The following is a 21,162-nucleotide window of genomic DNA, read 5'->3' as shown; positions in this document are numbered from 1 at the left end:
GTTGAGGCTGCCATCGCCCGTGCCAAGGCCCGTAAAGCCCAGGCCGAGGAAACCCCGGTCGACGCGCCGGCAGAGCCCGTGGACCCACGCAAAGCCGCCGTTGAGGCTGCTATCGCCCGCGCTAAAGCCCGTAAAGAAGCGCAACAAGAAGAACAGGCCGCCAACGACGACCCGCGCAAAGCCGCCATCTCGGCCGCTATTGCGCGCGTACAGGCAAAAAAAGCCGCACAGCAAGCAGTAAACGAGGATTAAATGGTTTTTAGAATCGCAAGTTCCCCTTATACCCATAACCAGCGCCAGACTTCACGCATCATGATGCTGGTCTGCCTGGCGGCACTACCCGGCATTGCCGTTCAGCTCTGGTTCTTTGGCTGGGGAACGCTCTTCCAGATACTCCTCGGCTGTATCAGCGCTCTCGCCGCTGAAGCGCTGGTGCTCAAATTGCGCAAGATGCCGGTCAGCAAGATTGTCGCCGATAACTCCGCCCTGCTCACCGGCCTGCTGTTGGCGATCAGTATTCCGCCTTTCGCCCCGTGGTGGATGGTGGTACTGGGCACCGTTTTCGCCGTGATTATCGCCAAGCAGCTGTATGGCGGGCTGGGGCATAACCCCTTCAACCCGGCGATGATTGGCTATGTCGTCTTGCTGATCTCCTTCCCGGTTCAGATGACCAGCTGGCTACCCCCCCATGAAATAGCTGCCACCGTACCGGGCTTTATGGATGCTCTTCAGGTGATCTTCACCGGCCACAGCGCCAGCGGAGATATGGACAGCCTCCGGATGGGCGTAGATGGCATTAGCCAGGCCACACCGCTGGATACCTTTAAAACCTCATTGCACGCCGGGCATCCCGTCGAGCAAATTTTGCAGTACCCGATTTACAGCGGCGTGCTGGCAGGTGCGGGCTGGCAGTGGGTCAACCTGGCCTATCTGTTGGGCGGCGTATTTCTGCTGCAACAAAAGGCGATTCGCTGGCATATCCCGGTGAGCTTTATTGTCACGCTGGCGGTATGTGCGACGCTCGGTTGGCTCTTCTCTCCCGAATCGCTGGCAAGCCCGCAGATCCACCTGCTCTCCGGTGCCACCATGCTCGGCGCGTTCTTTATCCTCACCGACCCCGTCACCGCCTCTACCACCAATCGGGGACGTCTGATTTTCGGCGCGCTGGCAGGCCTGCTGGTGTGGCTGATTCGCTCCTTCGGGGGCTATCCGGACGGTGTTGCTTTTGCCGTGCTACTGGCAAACATCACCGTACCGTTAATTGACTACTACACGCGTCCGCGCGTTTACGGCCATCGCTAAGGGAACCGCCATGCTGAAAACCATGCAGAAACACGGCGTGACCCTGGCGATTTTCGCCGCGGCCCTGACCGGGCTCACCGCGCTGGTGAATGAGCTGACCAAACCGACTATCGATCAGCAGGCTGCCCGTCAGCAAAAAGCGCTGTTCGATCAGGTGATCCCGTCAGAGGTCTATGATAATGATCTGCAGCAAAGCTGCTTTATCGTTCAGGCGCCGCAGTTGGGGAAAGGGAACCATCGCGTCTTTATTGCCCGTAAAGGCGATACTCCGGTTGGGGCAGTCATGGAAGCGACAGCGCCGGACGGCTACTCCGGTTCTATTCAACTGCTTGTCGGGGCCGACTTTGCGGGTACCGTTCTTGGCACCCGCGTGACCGAACATCATGAGACGCCAGGCCTTGGGGATAAAATTGAAGTCCGTCTGAGCGACTGGATTTTGCAGTTCGCGGGCAAGGTGATTCACGGTGATAATGATACCGCCTTTGCCGTTAAGAAAGATGGCGGCGAGATTGATCAATTTACCGGCGCCACCATTACGCCACGCGCCGTGGTCAACGCGGTGAAACGTGCAGGGCTTTATGCGGAAACGCTGCCTGCGCAACTCAACAATCTTCCGGCCTGTGAGGAGTAATCATGAGCCAGGTTAAAGAGGTAATCGTCCAGGGTCTCTGGAAGAACAACTCGGCATTGGTACAGCTGCTGGGGATGTGCCCCCTGCTGGCGGTGACATCCACAGCGACCAATGCGCTGGGTCTGGGGCTGGCAACCACGCTGGTGTTAACCCTGACCAACTTCTCTATCTCAGCCCTGCGTCGCTGGACGCCATCGGAAATTCGTATTCCAATCTACGTCATGATTATCGCCTCGGTGGTAAGCGTGGTGCAGATGCTGATCAACGCTTATGCCTTTGGTCTGTATCAATCTCTGGGGATCTTTATTCCGCTGATCGTAACCAACTGCATCGTAGTAGGCCGTGCGGAAGCCTTTGCGGTGAAGAACGATCCGGCCATCTCTGCGCTGGACGGCTTTTCTATTGGCATGGGCGCCACCTGCGCCATGTTTGTGCTCGGTTCGATGCGTGAGATTCTGGGTAACGGTACGCTCTTTGACGGTGCAGATGCACTGCTTGGCGGCTGGGCGAAGGCGCTACGCATTGAAGTCTTCCATACCGATACCCCGTTCCTGCTGGCGATGTTGCCACCCGGTGCCTTTATCGGCCTTGGCATGATGCTGGCGGTAAAATACCTGATTGATGAGAAACGCAAACGTCGTGCGGCAGCCCGCAGCGTAAGCGTTGAAGATGGCGCGGCCGGGAAAGCCTGATGAACAAAGAGAAGCGTATTGCGATTCTGCAACGCCTGCACGATGAAAATCCGCACCCGACGACGGAGCTGAAGTTTACTTCGCCTTTCGAACTGCTGATTGCTGTGCTGCTCTCAGCCCAGGCGACGGACGTCAGCGTCAACAAGGCCACCGCGCTACTCTATCCGGTGGCAAATACCCCGGAAGCGATGCTGGCGCTGGGCGTGGATGGCGTAAAGCAGTACATCAAAACGATTGGCCTCTTTAATAGCAAAGCGGAAAACGTGATCAAAACCTGCCGGATCCTCGTTGAACAGCACGGTAGCGAGGTACCGGAAGATCGCGCAGCCCTGGAGGCGTTACCTGGCGTGGGGCGCAAAACGGCGAACGTGGTATTAAACACGGCGTTCGGATGGCCGACAATCGCAGTAGATACCCATATCTTTCGCGTCTGCAACCGCACCCAGTTCGCCCCCGGGAAAAATGTCGAGCAGGTTGAAGAGAAGCTTCTGAAAGTGGTCCCTGCCTCGTTTAAAGTGGATTGCCATCACTGGCTCATCCTTCACGGGCGTTATACCTGTATTGCGCGCAAACCACGTTGTGGCTCGTGCATCATTGAAGATCTCTGCGAATATAAAGAGAAAGTCTACGCCTGAGCCGTCGTCCGACGGTTCCTTATTACCCCTGGCAACAGCAAGCCTTTGAAACCCAACCTGTCTGTTCGCTTTTTATACGTCGATCCTGCTCTTGCTTTGCCAACGCGCAGTGATTTCATAGGGCGCATTAACGGAAAGACAGGTTAATTGTTTTTTTGTCAGCGAAAATTTCTATAACTCTGTGATCGCGATCACCCTGATAACGCGATGTTAGTTTTTTGTGTATAAAAGACGGGTAACCCCTTCCGCGCGCAGGTGATACAACCGCCCATGCAACATATCTGACCAGCTAATTTTCAGAACATAGCCCATATCACTACTCAAACAACCAAACAGCAGAACATATCGCCATAAGCCCATTCTCTCCCTGCCCTGGTAGTGAAAAAATCCAGTAAAACCTAATGGATGAAATTTAACGCTAAATAACATTTAGGTTTCTGGCGTATTGTATCGGCTTAGTTAAATGTAACAGACCATTACAAATGTATTGCCAGATGGGTCAGGATAGTGAACATTACCCGCCGTTTCCCCTCCCACTATAACTATAAAGCGGATGGTTTTTTAGACATCACGCTATGAACACCCCCGTTAATATGGGATGTAAAAAAAGAGGTATATGTGTCTACTGCAAACAATAAACCAGCGGAAGAGAGCGTAAGTCTTAACGCTTTCAAACAACCTAAATCGTTCTATCTCATCTTCTCTATCGAGTTATGGGAGCGTTTTGGTTTCTACGGCCTGCAAGGGATCATGGCTGTTTACCTGGTTAAACAGCTGGGTATGTCAGAAGCCGATTCCATCACGCTGTTCTCTTCTTTCAGTGCGCTGGTATATGGCCTGGTCGCGATTGGCGGCTGGCTGGGCGATAAAGTCCTGGGTACCAAACGTGTTATTTTGCTGGGTGCCATCGTTCTGGCAATCGGCTATGGCCTGGTCGCCTGGTCCGGCCACGATGCAGGTGTGGTCTATTTAGGGATGGCGACGATTGCCGTGGGTAACGGCCTGTTCAAAGCGAACCCGTCCTCACTGCTCTCTACCTGCTATAACAAAGACGATCCGCGTCTGGACGGTGCATTCACCATGTACTATATGTCCATCAATATCGGCTCCTTCTTCTCCATGCTGGCGACCCCGTGGCTGGCGGCAAAATTCGGCTGGAGCGTGGCATTTGCCCTGAGCTTCGTCGGGCTGCTGATCACCGTGGTGAACTTCCTGTTCTGCCGCAGCTGGGTTAAAGAGTACGGTTCTAAACCGGACTTCGCTCCTGTGCAGATGGGTAAATTGCTGGCAACCATCGTAGGTGTGGTTGTACTGGTTGCCATTGCCACCTGGCTGCTGCACAACCAGGGCATCGCGCGTGCGGTTCTGGGCGTGGTTGCACTGGGTATTGTGATCATCTTCGGTAAAGAAGCCTTCTCTATGCAGGGTGCTGCACGTCGTAAGATGATTGTGGCCTTCATTCTGATGGTTGAAGCCATTGCCTTCTTCGTGCTTTACAGCCAGATGCCGACTTCACTGAACTTCTTCGCCATTCGTAATGTTGAGCACTCTATCCTCGGTATCGCGTTCGAGCCGGAGCAGTTCCAGGCGCTGAACCCATTCTGGATCATGGTCGGTAGCCCAATTCTGGCGGCGATTTACAACAAGATGGGTGACCGCCTGCCAATGCCGCACAAATTCGCTATCGGTATGGTGCTGTGCTCGGGCGCCTTCCTGGTGCTGCCGCTGGGTGCGAAATTCGCCAGTGATGCGGGTATTGTCTCTGTTAACTGGCTGATCCTGAGCTACGCGCTGCAGTCTGTCGGCGAGCTGATGATCTCCGGTCTCGGTCTGGCAATGGTTGCTCAACTGGTGCCGCAGCGTCTGATGGGCTTCATTATGGGTAGCTGGTTCCTGACCACCGCGGGCGCAGCGATCATTGCAGGTAAAATTGCCTCCCTGATGGCAGTACCGGAAAACGTGACCGATCCGCTGCTCTCCCTGAATGTCTATGGCTCCGTGTTCCTGCAGATTGGTATTGTGACCGCCGTTATCGCAGCACTGATGCTGCTGACGGCCCCGAAACTGAACCGTATGACTCAGGACGACGACACGACGGCGAAAGCGAGCAACACCGCGACCGTGTAATGTCATCGGGAAACGACTGAAGAGAAGCCGCTAACTGTGCGTTAGCGGCTTTTTTTTTATCTGGCGGCGCACTAACATAGCGATAACCTTAGCCAAAAGGAGTTACCGATGAAACTGTTCTACAAACCGGGTGCCTGTTCGCTTGCGTCACACATCACGCTGCAAGAGAGCGGTATAGATTATACGCTAAACGGCGTTGACCTGATGAAGAAACGCCTGGAAAACGGCGATGATTTTCTCGCAATTAACCCGAAGGGACAGGTTCCTGCGCTGCTGCTTGATGATGGCACGCTGCTGACTGAAGGGGTCGCCATCATGCAGTTCCTGGCTGACGCCGTGCCGGATCGCCAGCTGCTGGCCCCTACTGGCAGCGTCGCGCGCTACAAGACGCTGGAGTGGATGAACTACATCGCTACCGAGCTGCATAAAGGTTTTACGCCGCTCTTCCGCCCGGATACGCCTGAAGAGTACAAACCGACCGTCCGCGCGCTGCTGGAGAAAAAACTGCAGTACGTGAACGACTCCCTGAAGGATGACCAGTGGATTTGCGGCCAGCGCTTTACGATTGCCGATGCCTATCTGTTTACCGTACTGCGCTGGGCACGTGCGGTTAAACTGAATATGGAAGGTCTGGGCCATATCGCGTCCTATATGGATCGCGTGGCGGCACGTCCGACGGTGGCAGCGGCGCTGCAGGCTGAAGGGCTGAACTAAGCGTCACCGGGCGGCGCAATGCCGCCCGGCATCTTTTAAAGCTGTGTCGCGCTAAAATAGTGCTCTGGCTGGGCAATGCGATCCTGCGCCGCAACCACCTGCAGTTCGTACTCCTGCATCCCCTTTGTAGCGACCATGATCTCGTACACCGCTGCGGTAACGTGCTCCAGCGCTTCACGCAGGCTTGCCCCCTGGAGCAGCTTCACCAGCAGCAGACCGCTGGTCACATCGCCGACGCCCACCGGCTGGCGTACCCCAAAATCCACCAGCGGACGGCTGATGTGCCAGGCTTCGTCTTTGGTAACCAACAACATTTCAAAGCGATCCTGACTTAAACCCGCGCGTGCCAGATGTTTTACCAGCACAATTTCAGGGCCCTGAGCGATCAACTCCCGCGAGGCGGCAACCGCTTCTTCAACGTTTGTCACCGGATGCTCGCAAAGAATTTCCAGCTCCACGAGATTGGGGGCAATGATATCGCTGGCGGGCAGTGCATGGCGCACGTGAAACTCCGCCACGCCCGGCGCCACAATGCAGCCCTTCTCCGGATGGCCCATCACCGGGTCGCAGAAATACTTCGCACCGGGGTTTGCCGCCTTCACCTGGCGCACAATACCCAGAATGTGCTCGCCCTGCTCCGCCGAGCCCAGATAGCCGCTTAACACCGCGTCGCAGGTTTTAAGTTTATCTATCTCAGCGATCCCCTGAACAATCTCGGTCAAGTGCGACGGCGGCATGACGCAGCCAGTCCATTTACCGTACTGCGTATGGTTAGAAAACTGGACGGTGTTTAAAGGCCAGACGTTGGCGCCAAGGCGACGCATTGGAAACTCTGCGGCGCTATTACCCGCATGGCCAAACACGACGTGGGACTGGATGGCGAGGATGTTCTTCATGTTTTACTTACCACAACCCTGAAAAAATAAAGGGGCGTGGTTTCCCACGCCCCTGTGTACTAATTATTACTTCCAGCAGACCAGACAGTAATTTTTCTTCCCGCGACGCAGCAGCGTGTAGCGGCCGTAGAGGCGATCGCCCTCAACGAAGGTATATTCCGGATCGGCCTGTTTTTCACCATTGATCGTGATGGCATTGGAGGCGATGGTTTTACGTGCCTGACCGCGCGACGGCTGCAGCTCTGAATCAACCAGCGCCTGCATCAGGTCTGCGCCCTTTTCCATCTCAACCATAGGTACGCCATCCTGCGCCAGCTGCTCGAAGTCAGCCTCGCTCAGATCGCTCAGGGTGCCGTTGAAGAGGCTGGCGGTAATGCGTTTTGCCGCAGCCAGCCCCTCTTCACCGTGTACCAGTTTGGTCACTTCATCCGCCAGCACATATTGCGCGCGTGGGGCTTTACCGCTGTTTTTATCTTCTTCTTCCAGGGCGTTGATGACTTCAATGTCCATAAAGGTGAAGAATTTCAGGAAGCGATAAACATCGGCATCCGCGGTGTTAATCCAGAACTGGTAGAACTTGTACGGGCTGGTCTTCTTCGGATCAAGCCATACCGCGCCGCCTTCGGTTTTACCAAACTTGGTACCATCGGCTTTGGTGATCAGCGGAACGGTCAGACCGAAGACCTGGTTCTGATGCAGACGGCGAGTCAGGTCGATGCCGGAGGTAATGTTACCCCACTGATCGGAGCCGCCAATCTGCAGCGACACGCCGTGCAGCTTGTTCAGACAGGCAAAGTCATAGCCCTGCAAAAGGTTATAGGAGAACTCGGTAAAGGAGATGCCCTGATCGTCACGATTCAAACGCTGCTTCACCGCTTCTTTGTTAATCATCTGATTTACAGAGAAGTGCTTGCCGATATCACGCAGGAAGGTCAGCACGTTCATGCCGCCAAACCAGTCGTAGTTGTTAGCAGCAATCGCAGAGTTATCGCCACAGTTAAAGTCGAGGAACGGTGCAACCTGTTTGCGGATTTTATCCACCCACTCCTGCACGGTATCTTCGGTGTTCAGTTTACGCTCGGCGGCTTTAAAGCTTGGGTCACCAATCAGACCGGTTGCGCCACCCACCAGCGCGACAGGCTTATGGCCTGCCTGCTGGAAGCGTTTCAGGCATAACAAAGGAACAAGATGCCCCAAATGCAAGCTGTCAGCGGTGGGATCGAAGCCGCAATAGAGCGCGATGGGACCTTGCGCCAGCAGCGAAGCTAACGCTTCTTCATCCGTCACCTGAGCCACCAGGCCCCGCTCTTGCAATTGTTTAATCAAGTTACTGCTTGCCATCAAATGCTCCATTAATAATCGACTGCACCTCTGTCGGTACACGACTTTTCGCCAGACGCGAAAGAGACATAGAATAAAGCGCAAGCGCGGCATGCGCTAGCGCTTAACACAACAAATTTCGGGGATTACGGAGCCAGACGGTCGATTTTCCAGCCGCCATTATCGCGCTGGTATAAAAAGCGATCGTGAAGACGGTGTTCACCGCCCTGCCAGAACTCCATCTGATCGATGGGGATACGGAATCCGCCCCAGAAACTGGGAAGCGGCACTTCGCCCTGCTGAAACTTTTGCTTCAGCTCGAGGAATTTACTCTCCAGCACGCCACGGGCGGAGATGCGGCTTGACTGCTTAGAGACCCAGGCACCTATCTGGCTATCACGTGGGCGACTATGGAAATATTTCACCACCTCGAGCGTAGACAGACGTTCCACTTTGCCGGTCACCATGACCTGACGCTCCAGCATATGCCAGGGGAAAAGCAGGCTGATACGCGGATTGTTCTCCAGATGGTGGGCTTTACGGCTGCCGAGGTTGGTATAAAACACCAGACCTTTCTCGTCAAAGTGCTTGAGCAATACGATGCGCTGATAGGGCTGGCCATTTTCATCAACGGTCGCGACAACCATGGCCGTGGGATCGGCCAGTTTCGCTTCGCAGGCTTGTTTCAACCAGCGTTCAAACAGCACCAGCGGTTCAGCAGGGAGGTCCTGACGGCGCAGCCCCCCTTTGGTGTATTCACGGCGCAGATGCGCAATTTGCTGCAAGTGATCGTTATCTGACATGGCGTTATCTGAGATAAGAAGTGGGTGGCGCTATTGTGCGCCGCCCCTTTGAAAATCTCAACGCTTCGGATTCTGCAGCTGGCAGTTGTTCATGATGATGCGGTCGCGTTTATAAATTGTGGCCGTGTCTCCCTTAGACCAGAAGACATAGACCCCATCGGTATAGCGCGCCCCGGAGGCAGAGATCCCCTGCTTCAGGTTCAGCAGTTTGTTGTCATAGACGAAGCTCACTTCCTGACGCGGGTTATTGAGATTGACGGTGATCGGTTTCTCATCGCACTGGTACTCCAGTTTGTCGGTCTGCATACGTTCGACAAACTGGTTGTAGTAGCTACAGCCGGAGAGTAAGAGAGGGGCAATCACAAGCAGCAGTTTTTTCATGGATCTGTTCCAAAGACTTTCCTGGTCCTGGAGGGTGAAATCACCCTCCCACATGCCCTTAGTGTACTGCCTGCCTGGTAAGGAGAATTTCAGTTAACTCTGATTTTGCCGGGGGTTAGCGGGATAGACCGCTCCCAGCACGCTTGCTTCACGCGCACCGGTCACAGAGGGCAAATTCCCTGGTAACCCCGCCACGGTACGCCAGGCCAGCCAGGCAAATGCCAGCGCCTCCATGTCGTCCCCACTGATACCCGCTTCATCGGTTGTGGTGACTTCGGTACCCGGCAGTAACGCGGCCAGACGAGCCATTACCAGTGGGTTTCGGCTGCCGCCACCGCAGACCAGCAGACGTTCGCAGCCGCCGCTGAGCAGAACCTGTTCGGCAATAGATACCGCCGTGAGTTCGACCAGCGTCGCCTGGACATCCTCCGCTGCCAGTCCCGGGAAGGTGACGAGGTGACGCTCAAGCCAGCCGTAATTGAAATATTCGCGCCCGGTGCTTTTCGGTGCCGGTGCGGCAAAATAGGAATCGCTCAGGAGATTCTGCAGGAGGGGGAGGATCACCTTCCCGCTACGGGCCCACTGCGCGTCCTTGTCATAGGGTTTGCCCATCTGTCGCCAAATCCAGGCATCCATCAGCATGTTGCCTGGCCCGGTATCGTAACCCCGTACCGGCTGACCTGGGATCAGCAATGAGAGGTTGGCGATCCCGCCAATATTCAGCACCATTCGCCGTTCAGTGGGATGCGTGAGCAGCGCCTGATGAAAGGCGGGCACCAGCGGTGCACCCTGCCCGCCTAACGCAATGTCACGGCGGCGAAAATCGCCCACCACCGTCACGCCGGTTCGGGCCACAATCTGATTGTTATCGCCAATTTGCAGGGTATGCGGGGCATCGCCGGTCGGTTCATGCCAGACGGTCTGGCCATGACAGCCAATGGCGACCACATCCTGTGGGCGCAGATTCTCCTGGTCCAGCAGCGCCTGTACCGCCTCGGCAAACAGCTGCCCCAGACGAGTATCCAGCTGTCCCAACTGGGAGAGCGTCAACTGTTGGCCCTGACAGATGTCGAGAATGGCCTGTTTGAGTTCGGGGGGGATAGGCCAACTGAGGCTGGCCTGCTGTGCCACCATGTTCTCATCGATTGCCGCGAGAACAACATCCACACCGTCGAGACTGGTTCCTGACATGACGCCGATGTAACGACCCGATTTCATACGCTTTCCTTTATTCGCGTGGGGGAGTGGCCCACTCCATCATAAACGCCGGGGCAATGCTATGGCGGGATAATACTTTTTAACACTCCCGCGCCAGCCGAGCGATATTCTCATTTTTCAGCGCCAGAATTGTGCCCATTTTTTAAGCCGTTTATCTTTCGTTACGTCAAAATCCAGTACCATTCTGCTGGTGTTTACGCAAGAATATGATCTATGGCAGCCAATGCCTTATAATTTAGCCATAACGGATGCTCTTTGAGCGTTTTTGGTGAACAGGAGATTCAAATGATTTTACGTGTACTGGCTGTTTCCCTTGTAGGGTTTACACTGGCAGGCTGTGTCAACGACAGTTCCCTCTCAGGGGATGTCTACAGTGCTTCTGAAGCGAAACAAGTTCAGAATGTCACCTACGGAACCGTTGTTAACGCTCGCCCGGTACAAATCCAGGGTGGAGACGAAAGCAACGTTATTGGTGCACTTGGCGGTGCGGTATTGGGTGGTTTCCTGGGTAACACCGTTGGCGGGGGCGCCGGTCGCAGCCTTGCAACAGCGGCAGGTGCCGTTGCCGGTGGTGTAGCGGGCCAGGGTGTCCAGGGTGCAATGAACAAATCTCAGGGGGTAGAGCTTGAGATTCGTAAAGATGACGGTAGCACCATCATGGTAGTGCAGAAACAAGGTGCAACCAGATTCGCCGCCGGGCAGCGTGTCGTGCTGGCCAGCAATGGCAGCCAGGTGACCGTCTCCCCACGCTAGCCGTGAATATCAGCAGCGCTAAGTAAAAAAAAGCCTTGCATCAGCAAGGCTTTTTTAATGTATGGCAGGTTAGCCGCGGGACTGAAGCTCGTTGATATTCTGCTCAAGGCGAGAAATCAACGCTATCAGCTGTTCCAGTTCCGCCGGTGAGATACCCGAGAGGATCTCGCCACGCGTCTTGCTGATGACCGCTTCCATCTCAGTGATGATAGGCGCAGCCTTTTCTGTCAGCTTGATGCGTTTGGCACGTCGATCGCTGGCACAGGTTTGACGGGAGATTAGTCCCTTCTCTTCCAGTTGATCGAGCGTACGAACCAGAGATGGCTGCTCAATGCCTATCGCTTTTGCCAGTTGAATCTGCGACTGGTCGGGAGGCAGCTGATGAATGTTATGCAGCGTTACCCAGTGTGTCTGCGTCAGTTCCAGAGGTTTCAGGCGATGGTCAATCAGAGCACGCCAGATGCGTACTAACCTTGCCAGATCAGAACCTAATGGCGATTCCAATTTCATCTCCTTATAATTAGCTTGCTAAGTTATTATACTGATTTTAGAATAGTGTGCAGCATTTATATTGCCAAAACAAATGCAATACGTCCTACATCCTTGATGACACCATGATTTACACTCAAGTTCTGAGGCCGTCGCGCTTCAGGCTGGGCCGCTATGGCCAATTATCAATTGCAAAGGAACGAGCTGGTGAAAATCACATCTCTCGCCGCGGGGCTACCGCTTCAGGATCTCATCGTGGGTGCATCCATATACTTCCCTCCGTTATTTAAAGCGGTGATCCCCGGCTTCTTCCTCTGGCTACTGGTCCACCGTTTGCTTCGCGACTGGATCTACGCCGGTGAAATCTGGCATCCGATGCTCATGGATCTCTCGCTGTTCGTGCTCTGCGTCTGCCTGGCGCTGGTTATCCTGACTTTCTGGTGACAACCATGTTAAAAACGATCAAATATTTTTCCAGTTTAGCCGTGCTTGCGTTGGCCCTGGTCGCCGGATGGTGGGTGTGGAATTACTACATGCAGTCGCCGTGGACCCGGGACGGCAAGATCCGCGCCGAGCAGGTCAGCATTACCCCGCAGGTTTCCGGTGCGATTACAGCCTTAAAGGTGAAAGACAATCAACTTGTCCACAGCGGCGACGTGTTGTTTCAAATTGACGAGACCCCCTATCATATCGCGGTGCTGAATGCGCAGGCGCAGCTGGCGAAAGCCCAGTCCGATCTCGCCAAAGCCAACAATGAAGCGAATCGTCGCCGCCACCTGTCACATAATTACATTTCGGCAGAAGATCTGGATACCGCCAATATCAACGTGAAGGCGATGCAGGCAAGCGTAAAAGTCGCTGAAGCGACGCTAAAACAGGCCGAGTGGCAGTTGACGCAGACGGTGGTTAAAGCCCCGGTGGATGGCTGGGTAACCAACCTCTCCACCCGCACCGGCGATTACGCCACCACCGGCCAGCCGCTGTTCGCTCTGGTGGACAGCCACTCGTTTTACGTGGTGGGATATTTTGAAGAGACCAAGCTACGCCATATCCGTACTGGCGCCCCGGCTCAAATTACCCTCTATAGCGGCGGTGTGACGTTACAGGGTCACGTCGGCAGCATTGGCCGTGCCATCTTTGATCAGAGCGTGGAGACCGACTCGGGGCTGGTACCGGACGTGAAGCCGAATATCCCCTGGGTACGGCTGGCTCAGCGTATTCCGGTGCGTATCGAGTTCGACGAGCTGCCCAGGGATCTGACGTTGGTCTCCGGCACCACCTGTAGCGTCTCTATCGGAACAGCCCGGTGACACTCTCTACGTTCAGCTGGCGTAACACGCCGTGGCTCAAGGCGACCCCTGGGCAGTGGCGCTACGCGCTGCGCAACGGGATTGCTATGTGTCTGGCATTGACCTGCGCCTATTACCTGAATCTGGATGAACCTTACTGGGCGATGACCTCTGCGGCAGTGGTCAGCTTCCCTACCGTCGGTGGTGTCATAAGTAAAAGCCTGGGCCGGGTGGCGGGCAGTCTGTTAGGGGCGACCGCCTCGCTGATTATTGCCGGACACACGCTGAACGATCCGTGGCTGTTTTTATTCTGTATGGCGACCTGGCTTGGGATCTGTACCTGGGCCTGCGCCCACTTCACCAATAACGTCGCCTATGCTTTTCAACTTGCAGGCTATACGGCGGCCATCATCGCCTTTCCGGTCATCAACATTCTTGATACCACGGAGTTATGGGATATGGCGCAGGCGCGGGTATGCGAAGTCATGCTCGGCATACTCTGCGGTGGTCTGATGATGATGATCCTGCCCAGTACCTCCGACGGGACGGCACTCATTACCGCTCTACAAAATATGCACGCCCGACTGCTGGAGCATGCCAGGCTGCTCTGGCAACCTGACACCAACGATGCAATCCGTCTTGCACACGAAAAAGTCATCGCCCAGATCCTGACCACCAATTTACTGCGCATTCAGGCCTTCTGGAGCCACTACCGTTTTCGCCGTCAAAACGCCCTGCTCAACTATTTGCTCCATCAGCAGTTGCGAATGACCAGCGCAATCTCCAGTCTTCGCCGCATGCTGCTCAACTGGCCCGATCCGCCTGAGACGATCCAGCCGGTCATACAACAGCTGCTGGAGGCGCTGAGCCGTCCGGAGACCGATTTCTATACCGTGGCGCGTATTATCGCACCGCTAAAACCGCAAGAGGGGCAAGATTATCGTCATCACGCCTTCTGGCAGCGACTCCTCTGGTTTAGCCGACTCTACCTGCGGAGTAGCCGCTGGATTGCCATGCTGGAAGCGGCGACACCCATTACCACCTTTAACGTACCGCGCAGCCCGGCGCTGGCCCGGCACACTGATAACCTCGAAGCGTTGTGGAGCGGTTTTCGTACCTTCTGCGCACTAACGCTAATCGGCGCCTGGACTATTGCTACGCAGTGGGACGCCGGTGCTGCCGCGCTGACCCTGGCCGCCATCAGCAGCGTACTGTACTCAGTTTCACCCTCGCCGTTTAAATCGCTCAACCTGCTGCTGCGCACGCTGATCTTGCTCTCGCTGTTCAGCTTTGTGGTGAAGTTCGGGCTGATGGTGCAAATAAGCGACCTCTGGCAGTTCCTGCTGTTCCTCTTCCCCTTGCTCACTACGATGCAGCTTCTCAAGCTACAGATGCCGAAACTGGCGGGACTTTGGGGGCAGTTGATCGTTTTTATGGGTTCTTTTATAGCGGTGACCAATCCACCGACCTATGACTTTGCCGATTTCTTAAATGACGATCTGGCTAAAATCTTGGGCGTCGGGCTGGTCTGGCTGGCGTTTGCAGTATTACGCCCGGGCTCTGACGCGCGTAAAAGCCGTCGTCATATTCGTGAATTGCGGCATGGGTTTGTCGACCAGCTCAGCCGCAGGCCTCAGCGGGATGAGAATGGTTATGAGTCGCTGGTTTATCATCATGTCAGTCAGCTTAATACCAGTCAGGATGCGCAGGCGCGTCGCTGGCTGCTGCGCTGGGGGGTAGTGTTACTCAACTGTTCGCATGTGGTATGGCAATTACGCAGCTGGGAGACACGGTCTGACCCACTCTCCCAGGTGCGTGATGTCTGTATTTCACTTCTGCGGGATGTGATGAGCGAACGCGGTGTGCAGCAACGTCCGCTCTCCACCACGCTTAACGAGTTGCAGCGTATCTGCGATACGCTGGCGCGCCATCCGCAGCCGGCGGCGCAGGATCTGGCTGCGCTGGTCTGGCGTCTACACTGCTCATTATCCCAGCTCGAGCATGCTCCCGCGCCGGGGACGCTGGGGGATCAAATGACGCCGCAGGCGTAACGCGCGCCGCCGCCGCCGAGAGGTTTCGGCTGATCGGACATATTGTCACCCCCCACGTGGATCATCAGCGCTTTGCCTTTCACCTCATCCAGTTTTTTCAGTCGAGGGGCCACCACCGCGTCCGTGGCTTTACCGTCGTTGTTCACGACCAATACCGGCAGATCGCCAAGGTGCCCCATACCGTCTGGCCCTTCGTGCTTGCCGCTCTGGTGAGGATCAAGGTGGCCGCCCGCCGCTTCAGCCGCCGACGGTTTTCCCTCTTTCATCGCTGGCTGGCAGGAGCCTTTCGCGTGAACGTGGAAGCCATGCTCGCCCGGAGGAAGGGCGTTAAGCGCGGGGGTAAATTCCAGCCCTTTATCCGTTTCGGTGATGGTCACCGTACCGATTGACTGACCTACCCCCTGAGGTGTGACAAGGTTCATCTCAACTTCGTCGCTGGCGGCTTGCGCACCTGCGCTGACCACCAGCGCCAATATTGCCAGAGTAAAACGCTTCATATGACCTCCTCAGGTTATTTTTTGCCCCTTAAGTTTATACGAGGGGCAAGGATTTCACCGGAAAGTCAGATAAATAGAGATTTAGGGGACATCGTAACCTAAAGCAGCTTTACGAATGCGGAACCATTGCTGACGCGTCATCTTAAGCTCTTCAGCGGCAATGGCCGAGCGTACGCGTTCGATTTTGCCGGATCCGATAATCGGCAATGGGCGTGACGGCAGGCGAAGCACCCAGGCGTAAACCACCTGTTCAATCGATTGTGCATTCAGCTCGCGCCCCACCTGCGCCAACTCATCGCGCAGCGGCTGGAACTGTTCGTCATTAAACAGACGACCGCCACCCAGGCAGGACCATGCCATTGGACGCACACGTAACTGTTGCAGTTGATCGAGGGTACCGTCCAGCAACAGGGGCTGATGTACCGGCGAAATCTCTACCTGGTTGGTCGCCAGAGTGAAAGGCACACGAGACTGCAGCAGCGCGAACTGCGCAGGGGTAAAGTTCGAGACGCCGAAATGGCGCACTTTGCCGCTCTGGTGAAGTGCCAGGAAAGCCTCTGCAACCTCGTCAGCATCCATTAAAGGGTCCGGGCGGTGGATCAGCAACAGGTCGATATGGTCGGTCGCCAGATTTACCAGCGACTGCTCAGCGCTTTGCACAATGTGGTCGCGATCGGTGATGTAGTGACCCAGGGCATGCTCGGGTTTGGCGGTGGTGGCGATACCGCATTTGGTCACCACCTCCATCCGCTGACGCAGCGACGGCGCCAGCTTCATCGCTTCGCCAAACGCCGCTTCGCACTGATAACCGCCATAGATATCCGCGTGATCGACGGTGGTGATCCCTAAATCAAGATGTTCTTCAATAAAGCTCACCAGCTGGCGGGCGGACATGTTCCAGTCCATCAAACGCCAGTAACCCATCACAAAACGCGAGAATTCCGGCCCCTGCGGGGCGAGAGTAATACGCTGAACCATTGGATTTTCCTCAACATAAAGATGAGATGAGTATACGCATTTTGCAGGTTAAAACAGTGAGGGTTGCTGGGGTTCTTCGGCATCGGGCGGCCTGTTTGCGCGTAATTTGCGCAGCAGACGTTGGCGACAGAGGCGCAGTACCTCCTGCTTTTGCGCGTCGCTCAGGGTTTGCCAGTTAAAGCGCTCCTCCCGGCTACGCATACAGCCCCGGCAGAATCCACGTTCATCCGACTGGCAGATACCCCGGCACGGGCTCTGAACGGGAAAAAACTCCAGTTGTTCTGCCACACCCACCTCCCGGCCCAATGAATAGAGTAAAGTGAAGACCTTAAGCCGGGGTTACGCAAGGCGTCAATATTAGAAATGTGGGGCTAAGGTTTCACTAATCTTTGCTCCTTATACTCGCGTCATCACAACAATGAAGGGTTTTACTGATGATGCGCTTTTTTAATAAGTTACAGTGTAACGATACCCGGTTTACGCTCGGCTGCGCGCTCTTTTTTACACTTTTGAATGCCCTGTTCATTCATCGTAGCTGGGCCATTATTGCGCCAGCCCGACTGCATGAATATCTCTTCGCGCTCTCGATTCCAGTGGTGCTGTTCTGCGGCTGGGTAATCGTTTTTAGCTTTTTAAACATCCCGCTGATTCGTAAACCGCTGCTGGTGCTACTGACGCTGGGCTGCGCCGCGGCGACCTGGTTCATGTTTACCTACGGGGCGGTTATCGATCAGAACATGATGGTGAACGTCTTCGAGACGAATTCACAGGAAGCGACGGCGTTGATTACCCCGCAGTTGGTGCTATGGCTGACGGTGGCCGGGCTGGTGCCGGCTGTGGTGTTGGCGATGGTTCGCATCCGCCCTGCCCGCTGGTGGCATGTGCTGGTGATGCGTCTGGCGTCGATCCTGGGAAGCCTGTTGATTATTATTTTGATTGCCGCGGTCTTCTATAAGGATTACGCCTCGCTGTTTCGCAATAACAAAAGCATCGTCAAGATGGTCACGCCAGCGAACTACGTGAGTGCGATAGTGAAATACAGCAAAGCGCGCTGGTTTGAAGGCGATCAAACCCTGATTCGGCAGGGAGAAGATGCCCATAAAGGGCCGGTTTTGCTGGCTCAGCATAAAAAAACCGTGCTGGTGCTGGTGCTGGGCGAGGCCTCACGGGCAGAAAACTATTCGCTCAATGGCTATGGGCGTGAGACGAATCCGGAACTGAAAAAACAGAACGTGATTAACTTCCCCCAGGCGTCGTCCTGTGGCACCGAAACTGCCGTTTCTGTTCCCTGCATGTTCTCCGGAATGCCGCGCAAGCAGTATGATGCCGATCTCGCCCATCATAAGGAGGGGCTGATGGACGTGCTCGCCCACGCGGGTGTGAATCTGTTGTGGCGCGATAATGACGGAGGCTGTAAAGGGGCCTGCCATCGTGTGCACTTTACCGATATGACCCAGTGGAAGCAGGATCAACTCTGCAAAGACAGTGTCTGCATTGATGACGTTGATCTCTATCGTCTGGATAAAGTTCTGGACGGTCTGAAGCAGGACAGCGTGCTGGTTATTCACCTGATGGGTAGCCACGGCCCGGCCTATTATCGGCGCTATCCGCCGCAGTTCCGTCGTTTTACGCCCACCTGCGATACCAATGAAATTCAGAACTGCGATCATCAGGCGCTGCTTAATACTTACGACAACACCATTCTCTACACCGATAGCGTGGTGAGCAAAACGATTGATGCGCTGAAGGCCCGACAGAACAGCATGAATACGGCGCTGATCTATCTCTCCGACCACGGTGAATCGCTGGGAGAGAACGGCCTGTATCTGCACGGTACCCCGTATATGCTGGCACCGTCGCAACAGACCCATATTCCGTTTTTGTTCTGGCTATCGGCGGATTATCAGAAAGGCTTCGGCATTAACGAACAGTGCGTGCGCCAACAGGCGCAGACCGAGGCTGTATCGCAAGATAATCTGTTCTCCACGGTGCTCGGCATGATGAATGTGCAAACCTCGGTGTATCAGCCTCAAAGCGATTTGCTGAACCCCTGTCGACGAACATAACGCTTGCATTAGACCGAACGGTCTACTACATTGAGGCCATGAACAGACACACTGAACACGATACCCGCGAACACCTCCTGGCCACCGGTGAAAAGCTCTGCATGCACCGTGGATTTACCGGCATGGGGCTGAGCGAACTCCTTAAAACCGCCGATGTGCCAAAGGGGTCGTTTTACCACTACTTCCGCTCGAAAGAGGCGTTTGGGGTGGCATTGCTCGAGCGGCATTACGCTAATTACCATCAGCGCCTTGCTCAACATTTTACGGGCGGCGCAGGTAATCATCGTGATCGTGTGCTGGCGTACTATCAAGAGACGCTGAACCAGTTTTGTTCGCAGGGCATTATCAGTGGATGCCTTACCGTGAAGCTCTCTGCCGAGGTGTGCGATCTTTCAGAGGATATGCGCACAGCGATGGACAAAGGGGCCAGCGGGGTGATTACCCTCCTCGCTCAGGCGTTGTCTGCGGGGCGTGATGAAAAATCACTGAGCTTTATTGGCGAGCCGTTGACCCAGGCACAAGTGCTCTACTCCTTGTGGCTGGGGGCGAACCTGCAGGCCAAAATATCGCACAGTGCCGTACCGCTTGAGAGCGCACTGGCGCACGTCCAGAACATCATTATCACGCCTGGTGGTTAACAGGCGTTTTTATTTCGCACTTTACTAGACGACCGGTCTACTCAGGAGACGCTATGTCAGCTTCAAAATTGTTTACCCCACTGAAAGTCGGTGCCGTGACCGCGCCAAACCGCGTATTTATGGCCCCGCTGACCCGTCTGCGCAGCATTGAGCCGGGTGATATCCCGACGCCGCTGATGGGCGAATATTATCGCCAGCGCGCCAGCGCAGGTCTGATTATCTCCGAAGCAACGCAGATTTCCGCCCAGGCGAAAGGCTATGCCGGTGCACCGGGTCTGCACAGCCCAGAACAGATTGCCGCGTGGAAAAAAATCACCGCAGGCGTACATGCTGAAGAGGGGCGTATTGCCGTTCAGCTGTGGCATACCGGGCGTATTTCGCACAGTAGCATTCAACCTGACGGCCAGGCGCCGGTATCGGCCTCAGCCCTGAACGCCGGCACCCGCACCTCGCTGCGCGACGAACAAGGCCGCGCTATCCGCGTGGATACCACCACGCCGCGCGCGCTGGAGCTCGAAGAGATCCCTGGCATTGTGAATGATTTCCGTCAGGCGGTGGCAAACGCCCGTGAAGCCGGCTTCGATATGATCGAGCTGCACTCTGCGCACGGATACCTGTTGCACCAGTTCCTCTCCCCGTCTTCTAACCAGCGTACCGATCAGTACGGCGGCAGCGTTGAAAACCGCGCGCGCCTGGTGCTGGAAGTGGTCGATGCTGTGGTAGCTGAAATCGGTGCTGACCGCGTCGGAATTCGCGTATCACCGATTGGCAGCTTCCAGAATGTGGATAACGGCCCGAACGAAGAAGCCGATGCGCTGTACCTGATCGAAGAGCTAGCAAAACGCGGCATTGCCTATCTGCACATGTCCGAGCCGGACTGGGCCGGTGGCCAGCCTTACTCTGAAGCATTCCGTGAAAAAGTGCGTGCCCGTTTCCAGGGCGTCATTATCGGTGCGGGTGCGTATACACCTGAGAAAGCGGAAGATCTGATCAACAAAGGTCTGATTGATGCCGTTGCTTTTGGCCGCGATTATATTGCTAACCCGGATCTGGTCGCGCGTTTGAAACATAAAGCCGAACTCAACCCGCAGCGTCCGGAAAGCTTCTATGGCGGCGGTGCTGAAGGTTATACCGATTACCCAACTTTATAAACGGCGCATTGATAGCGGCGACACTTCGCCGCTATACTAAAACATCGTTTCTGTTCAAGATGATAAAAAGCTAAGAGGATACTATGCGCTTACTTCATACCATGCTGCGTGTTGGCGACCTGCAACGTTCCATCGAATTTTACACCAACGTGCTGGGCATGAAACTGCTGCGCACCAGCGAAAACCCGGAGTACAAATACTCCCTCGCCTTTGTCGGTTATGGCGAAGAGAGCGAAGAAGCGGTCATTGAGCTGACCTACAACTGGGGTGTGGACAGCTATGAGCTGGGCACCGCTTACGGTCATATCGCGCTGGAAGTGGACAACGCAGCAGAGGCGTGCGAGCGCATCCGTGCCAACGGCGGTAATGTCACCCGTGAAGCTGGCCCGGTTAAAGGCGGCACCACCGTGATTGCGTTTGTTGAAGATCCAGACGGTTATAAAATTGAACTGATTGAAGCCAAAGACGCCGGTCGCGGTCTGGGCAATTAATCCCCCGGGCGCGCTACGCGCCCGTTGTTTTACTGCATCC

23 protein-coding genes and 1 pseudogene are annotated in these 21,162 nt (G+C 55.3%); 15 read left to right on the top strand and 9 right to left on the bottom strand.

What is annotated here, in order from left to right; translation table 11 throughout:
• From B3B59_RS03180 to gstA, 7 genes and pseudogenes are all read left to right on the top strand, one after another.
• Positions 1-252 (top strand): annotated as a pseudogene (locus tag B3B59_RS03180) (hypothetical protein); the annotation flags it as partial.
• On the top strand, positions 253-1,302 hold the full coding sequence (gene rsxD, locus B3B59_RS03175) for an electron transport complex subunit RsxD (RefSeq protein ID WP_212477991.1): 1,050 nt from the start codon (positions 253-255) through the stop codon (positions 1,300-1,302). It abuts the pseudogene before it with no gap.
• Positions 1,303-1,312: 10 nt separating this feature from the next.
• Complete coding sequence (rsxG, locus tag B3B59_RS03170; RefSeq protein WP_046885985.1) at positions 1,313-1,933, top strand: electron transport complex subunit RsxG; 621 nt, start codon at positions 1,313-1,315, stop codon at positions 1,931-1,933.
• Between the two features lie 2 nt (positions 1,934-1,935).
• Positions 1,936-2,625, top strand: coding sequence for an electron transport complex subunit E (locus B3B59_RS03165; RefSeq protein WP_046885984.1), 690 nt, complete (start codon positions 1,936-1,938; stop codon positions 2,623-2,625).
• Complete coding sequence (nth, locus tag B3B59_RS03160; RefSeq protein ID WP_046885983.1) at positions 2,625-3,260, top strand: endonuclease III; 636 nt, start codon at positions 2,625-2,627, stop codon at positions 3,258-3,260. Before B3B59_RS03165 ends, nth begins: the two co-directional genes overlap by 1 nt.
• Before the next feature lie 618 nt (positions 3,261-3,878).
• Positions 3,879-5,387 carry a dipeptide/tripeptide permease DtpA gene (gene dtpA / locus B3B59_RS03155; protein WP_212477989.1) on the top strand — a complete coding sequence of 503 codons (1,509 nt, stop codon included), beginning with the start codon at positions 3,879-3,881 and terminating at the stop codon, positions 5,385-5,387.
• Positions 5,388-5,495: 108 nt separating this feature from the next.
• Positions 5,496-6,101 (top strand): glutathione transferase GstA, encoded by a 606-nt coding sequence (gene gstA, locus B3B59_RS03150; protein WP_286808071.1) that lies wholly within the window; start codon positions 5,496-5,498, stop codon positions 6,099-6,101.
• 35 nt (positions 6,102-6,136) lie between these two features.
• Here the strand turns inward: gstA and pdxY are convergent, their stop codons facing one another.
• From pdxY to anmK, 5 genes are all read right to left on the bottom strand, one after another.
• On the bottom strand, positions 6,137-6,997 hold the full coding sequence (pdxY, locus tag B3B59_RS03145) for a pyridoxal kinase PdxY (protein ID WP_046885981.1): 861 nt from the start codon (positions 6,995-6,997) through the stop codon (positions 6,137-6,139).
• A 66-nt stretch (positions 6,998-7,063) separates the two neighbouring features.
• Positions 7,064-8,338 carry a tyrosine--tRNA ligase gene (gene tyrS, locus B3B59_RS03140; RefSeq protein WP_040075905.1) on the bottom strand — a complete coding sequence of 425 codons (1,275 nt, stop codon included), beginning with the start codon at positions 8,336-8,338 and terminating at the stop codon, positions 7,064-7,066.
• 125 nt (positions 8,339-8,463) lie between these two features.
• On the bottom strand, positions 8,464-9,120 hold the full coding sequence (gene pdxH / locus B3B59_RS03135) for a pyridoxamine 5'-phosphate oxidase (RefSeq protein ID WP_046885980.1): 657 nt from the start codon (positions 9,118-9,120) through the stop codon (positions 8,464-8,466).
• Positions 9,121-9,177: 57 nt separating this feature from the next.
• Positions 9,178-9,501 carry a C-type lysozyme inhibitor gene (mliC, locus tag B3B59_RS03130; RefSeq protein ID WP_212477988.1) on the bottom strand — a complete coding sequence of 108 codons (324 nt, stop codon included), beginning with the start codon at positions 9,499-9,501 and terminating at the stop codon, positions 9,178-9,180.
• Positions 9,502-9,594: 93 nt separating this feature from the next.
• Positions 9,595-10,719 carry an anhydro-N-acetylmuramic acid kinase gene (gene anmK / locus B3B59_RS03125; RefSeq protein ID WP_233802059.1) on the bottom strand — a complete coding sequence of 375 codons (1,125 nt, stop codon included), beginning with the start codon at positions 10,717-10,719 and terminating at the stop codon, positions 9,595-9,597.
• A 285-nt stretch (positions 10,720-11,004) separates the two neighbouring features.
• On the opposite strand from anmK, the gene slyB reads away from it, so the two are divergent.
• Positions 11,005-11,472: an outer membrane lipoprotein SlyB gene (gene slyB, locus B3B59_RS03120; protein WP_046885978.1), complete on the top strand. Its 468-nt coding sequence runs from the start codon at positions 11,005-11,007 to the stop codon at positions 11,470-11,472.
• A gap of 69 nt (positions 11,473-11,541) precedes the next feature.
• Here the strand turns inward: slyB and slyA are convergent, their stop codons facing one another.
• Positions 11,542-11,982, bottom strand: a complete 441-nt coding sequence (gene slyA / locus B3B59_RS03115; protein ID WP_040075910.1) for a transcriptional regulator SlyA — start codon at positions 11,980-11,982, stop codon at positions 11,542-11,544.
• A 186-nt stretch (positions 11,983-12,168) separates the two neighbouring features.
• Between slyA and B3B59_RS03110 the strand changes: the two genes are divergently transcribed.
• The 3 genes from B3B59_RS03110 to B3B59_RS03100 are packed head-to-tail and all read left to right on the top strand — an operon-like array spanning position 12,169 to position 15,301.
• A complete protein-coding gene (locus B3B59_RS03110; RefSeq protein ID WP_040078506.1) occupies positions 12,169-12,405 on the top strand; it encodes a DUF1656 domain-containing protein in 237 nt (78 codons plus the stop codon).
• A gap of 5 nt (positions 12,406-12,410) precedes the next feature.
• Positions 12,411-13,271 (top strand): HlyD family secretion protein, encoded by an 861-nt coding sequence (locus tag B3B59_RS03105; RefSeq protein WP_286808069.1) that lies wholly within the window; start codon positions 12,411-12,413, stop codon positions 13,269-13,271.
• Positions 13,268-15,301, top strand: coding sequence for an FUSC family protein (locus B3B59_RS03100; RefSeq protein WP_286808067.1), 2,034 nt, complete (start codon positions 13,268-13,270; stop codon positions 15,299-15,301). The genes B3B59_RS03105 and B3B59_RS03100 overlap by 4 nt, the downstream gene beginning before the upstream one ends.
• Here the strand turns inward: B3B59_RS03100 and sodC are convergent.
• The 3 genes from sodC to B3B59_RS03085 all read right to left on the bottom strand — a co-directional run bounded on the left by sodC (position 15,280) and on the right by B3B59_RS03085 (position 17,064).
• Positions 15,280-15,798, bottom strand: coding sequence for a superoxide dismutase [Cu-Zn] SodC (gene sodC / locus B3B59_RS03095; RefSeq protein WP_040075913.1), 519 nt, complete (start codon positions 15,796-15,798; stop codon positions 15,280-15,282). The genes B3B59_RS03100 and sodC overlap by 22 nt on opposite strands.
• Before the next feature lie 81 nt (positions 15,799-15,879).
• Entirely contained in the window at positions 15,880-16,776 is an 897-nt protein-coding gene (locus tag B3B59_RS03090; protein ID WP_046885974.1) for an aldo/keto reductase, read from the bottom strand.
• Positions 16,777-16,824: 48 nt separating this feature from the next.
• Positions 16,825-17,064, bottom strand: coding sequence for a DUF1289 domain-containing protein (locus B3B59_RS03085; RefSeq protein WP_040075915.1), 240 nt, complete (start codon positions 17,062-17,064; stop codon positions 16,825-16,827).
• A 149-nt stretch (positions 17,065-17,213) separates the two neighbouring features.
• Between B3B59_RS03085 and eptA the strand changes: the two genes are divergently transcribed.
• The 4 genes from eptA (at position 17,214) to gloA (ending at position 21,122) form a co-directional block, all read left to right on the top strand.
• Positions 17,214-18,842 carry a phosphoethanolamine transferase EptA gene (gene eptA, locus B3B59_RS03080; RefSeq protein ID WP_286808075.1) on the top strand — a complete coding sequence of 543 codons (1,629 nt, stop codon included), beginning with the start codon at positions 17,214-17,216 and terminating at the stop codon, positions 18,840-18,842.
• Between the two features lie 38 nt (positions 18,843-18,880).
• Positions 18,881-19,480 carry a TetR/AcrR family transcriptional regulator gene (locus B3B59_RS03075; protein ID WP_046885973.1) on the top strand — a complete coding sequence of 200 codons (600 nt, stop codon included), beginning with the start codon at positions 18,881-18,883 and terminating at the stop codon, positions 19,478-19,480.
• Between the two features lie 53 nt (positions 19,481-19,533).
• Positions 19,534-20,631, top strand: a complete 1,098-nt coding sequence (locus B3B59_RS03070) for an alkene reductase (protein ID WP_040075917.1) — start codon at positions 19,534-19,536, stop codon at positions 20,629-20,631.
• Between the two features lie 83 nt (positions 20,632-20,714).
• Entirely contained in the window at positions 20,715-21,122 is a 408-nt protein-coding gene (gene gloA, locus B3B59_RS03065) for a lactoylglutathione lyase (protein ID WP_046885972.1), read from the top strand.
• The last annotated feature ends 40 nt before the right edge of the window (positions 21,123-21,162 follow it).

Origin of the sequence: Leclercia sp. UBA2479, from assembly GCF_002341985.1 — a bacterium.
GTDB classification, from domain to species: domain Bacteria; phylum Pseudomonadota; class Gammaproteobacteria; order Enterobacterales; family Enterobacteriaceae; genus Enterobacter; species Enterobacter pneumoniae.
This window is presented reverse-complemented; position numbering and strand designations above follow the sequence as displayed.

What these genes read in the sequence shown, in the direction of transcription:
- B3B59_RS03165 (WP_046885984.1), top strand. Translation starts at nt 1,936, where the DNA reads ATGAGCCAGGTTAAAGAGGTAATCGTCCAGGGTCTCTGGAAGAACAAC.
- anmK (WP_233802059.1), bottom strand. Translation starts at nt 10,719, where the DNA reads ATGAAATCGGGTCGTTACATCGGCGTCATGTCAGGAACCAGTCTCGAC.
- nth (WP_046885983.1), top strand. Translation starts at nt 2,625, where the DNA reads ATGAACAAAGAGAAGCGTATTGCGATTCTGCAACGCCTGCACGATGAA.
- rsxD (WP_212477991.1), top strand. Translation starts at nt 253, where the DNA reads ATGGTTTTTAGAATCGCAAGTTCCCCTTATACCCATAACCAGCGCCAG.
- gloA (WP_046885972.1), top strand. Translation starts at nt 20,715, where the DNA reads ATGCGCTTACTTCATACCATGCTGCGTGTTGGCGACCTGCAACGTTCC.
- mliC (WP_212477988.1), bottom strand. Translation starts at nt 9,501, where the DNA reads ATGAAAAAACTGCTGCTTGTGATTGCCCCTCTCTTACTCTCCGGCTGT.
- B3B59_RS03075 (WP_046885973.1), top strand. Translation starts at nt 18,881, where the DNA reads ATGAACAGACACACTGAACACGATACCCGCGAACACCTCCTGGCCACC.
- slyB (WP_046885978.1), top strand. Translation starts at nt 11,005, where the DNA reads ATGATTTTACGTGTACTGGCTGTTTCCCTTGTAGGGTTTACACTGGCA.
- eptA (WP_286808075.1), top strand. Translation starts at nt 17,214, where the DNA reads ATGCGCTTTTTTAATAAGTTACAGTGTAACGATACCCGGTTTACGCTC.
- slyA (WP_040075910.1), bottom strand. Translation starts at nt 11,982, where the DNA reads ATGAAATTGGAATCGCCATTAGGTTCTGATCTGGCAAGGTTAGTACGC.
- B3B59_RS03105 (WP_286808069.1), top strand. Translation starts at nt 12,411, where the DNA reads ATGTTAAAAACGATCAAATATTTTTCCAGTTTAGCCGTGCTTGCGTTG.
- pdxH (WP_046885980.1), bottom strand. Translation starts at nt 9,120, where the DNA reads ATGTCAGATAACGATCACTTGCAGCAAATTGCGCATCTGCGCCGTGAA.
- gstA (WP_286808071.1), top strand. Translation starts at nt 5,496, where the DNA reads ATGAAACTGTTCTACAAACCGGGTGCCTGTTCGCTTGCGTCACACATC.
- tyrS (WP_040075905.1), bottom strand. Translation starts at nt 8,338, where the DNA reads ATGGCAAGCAGTAACTTGATTAAACAATTGCAAGAGCGGGGCCTGGTG.
- B3B59_RS03070 (WP_040075917.1), top strand. Translation starts at nt 19,534, where the DNA reads ATGTCAGCTTCAAAATTGTTTACCCCACTGAAAGTCGGTGCCGTGACC.
- rsxG (WP_046885985.1), top strand. Translation starts at nt 1,313, where the DNA reads ATGCTGAAAACCATGCAGAAACACGGCGTGACCCTGGCGATTTTCGCC.
- pdxY (WP_046885981.1), bottom strand. Translation starts at nt 6,997, where the DNA reads ATGAAGAACATCCTCGCCATCCAGTCCCACGTCGTGTTTGGCCATGCG.
- B3B59_RS03090 (WP_046885974.1), bottom strand. Translation starts at nt 16,776, where the DNA reads ATGGTTCAGCGTATTACTCTCGCCCCGCAGGGGCCGGAATTCTCGCGT.
- sodC (WP_040075913.1), bottom strand. Translation starts at nt 15,798, where the DNA reads ATGAAGCGTTTTACTCTGGCAATATTGGCGCTGGTGGTCAGCGCAGGT.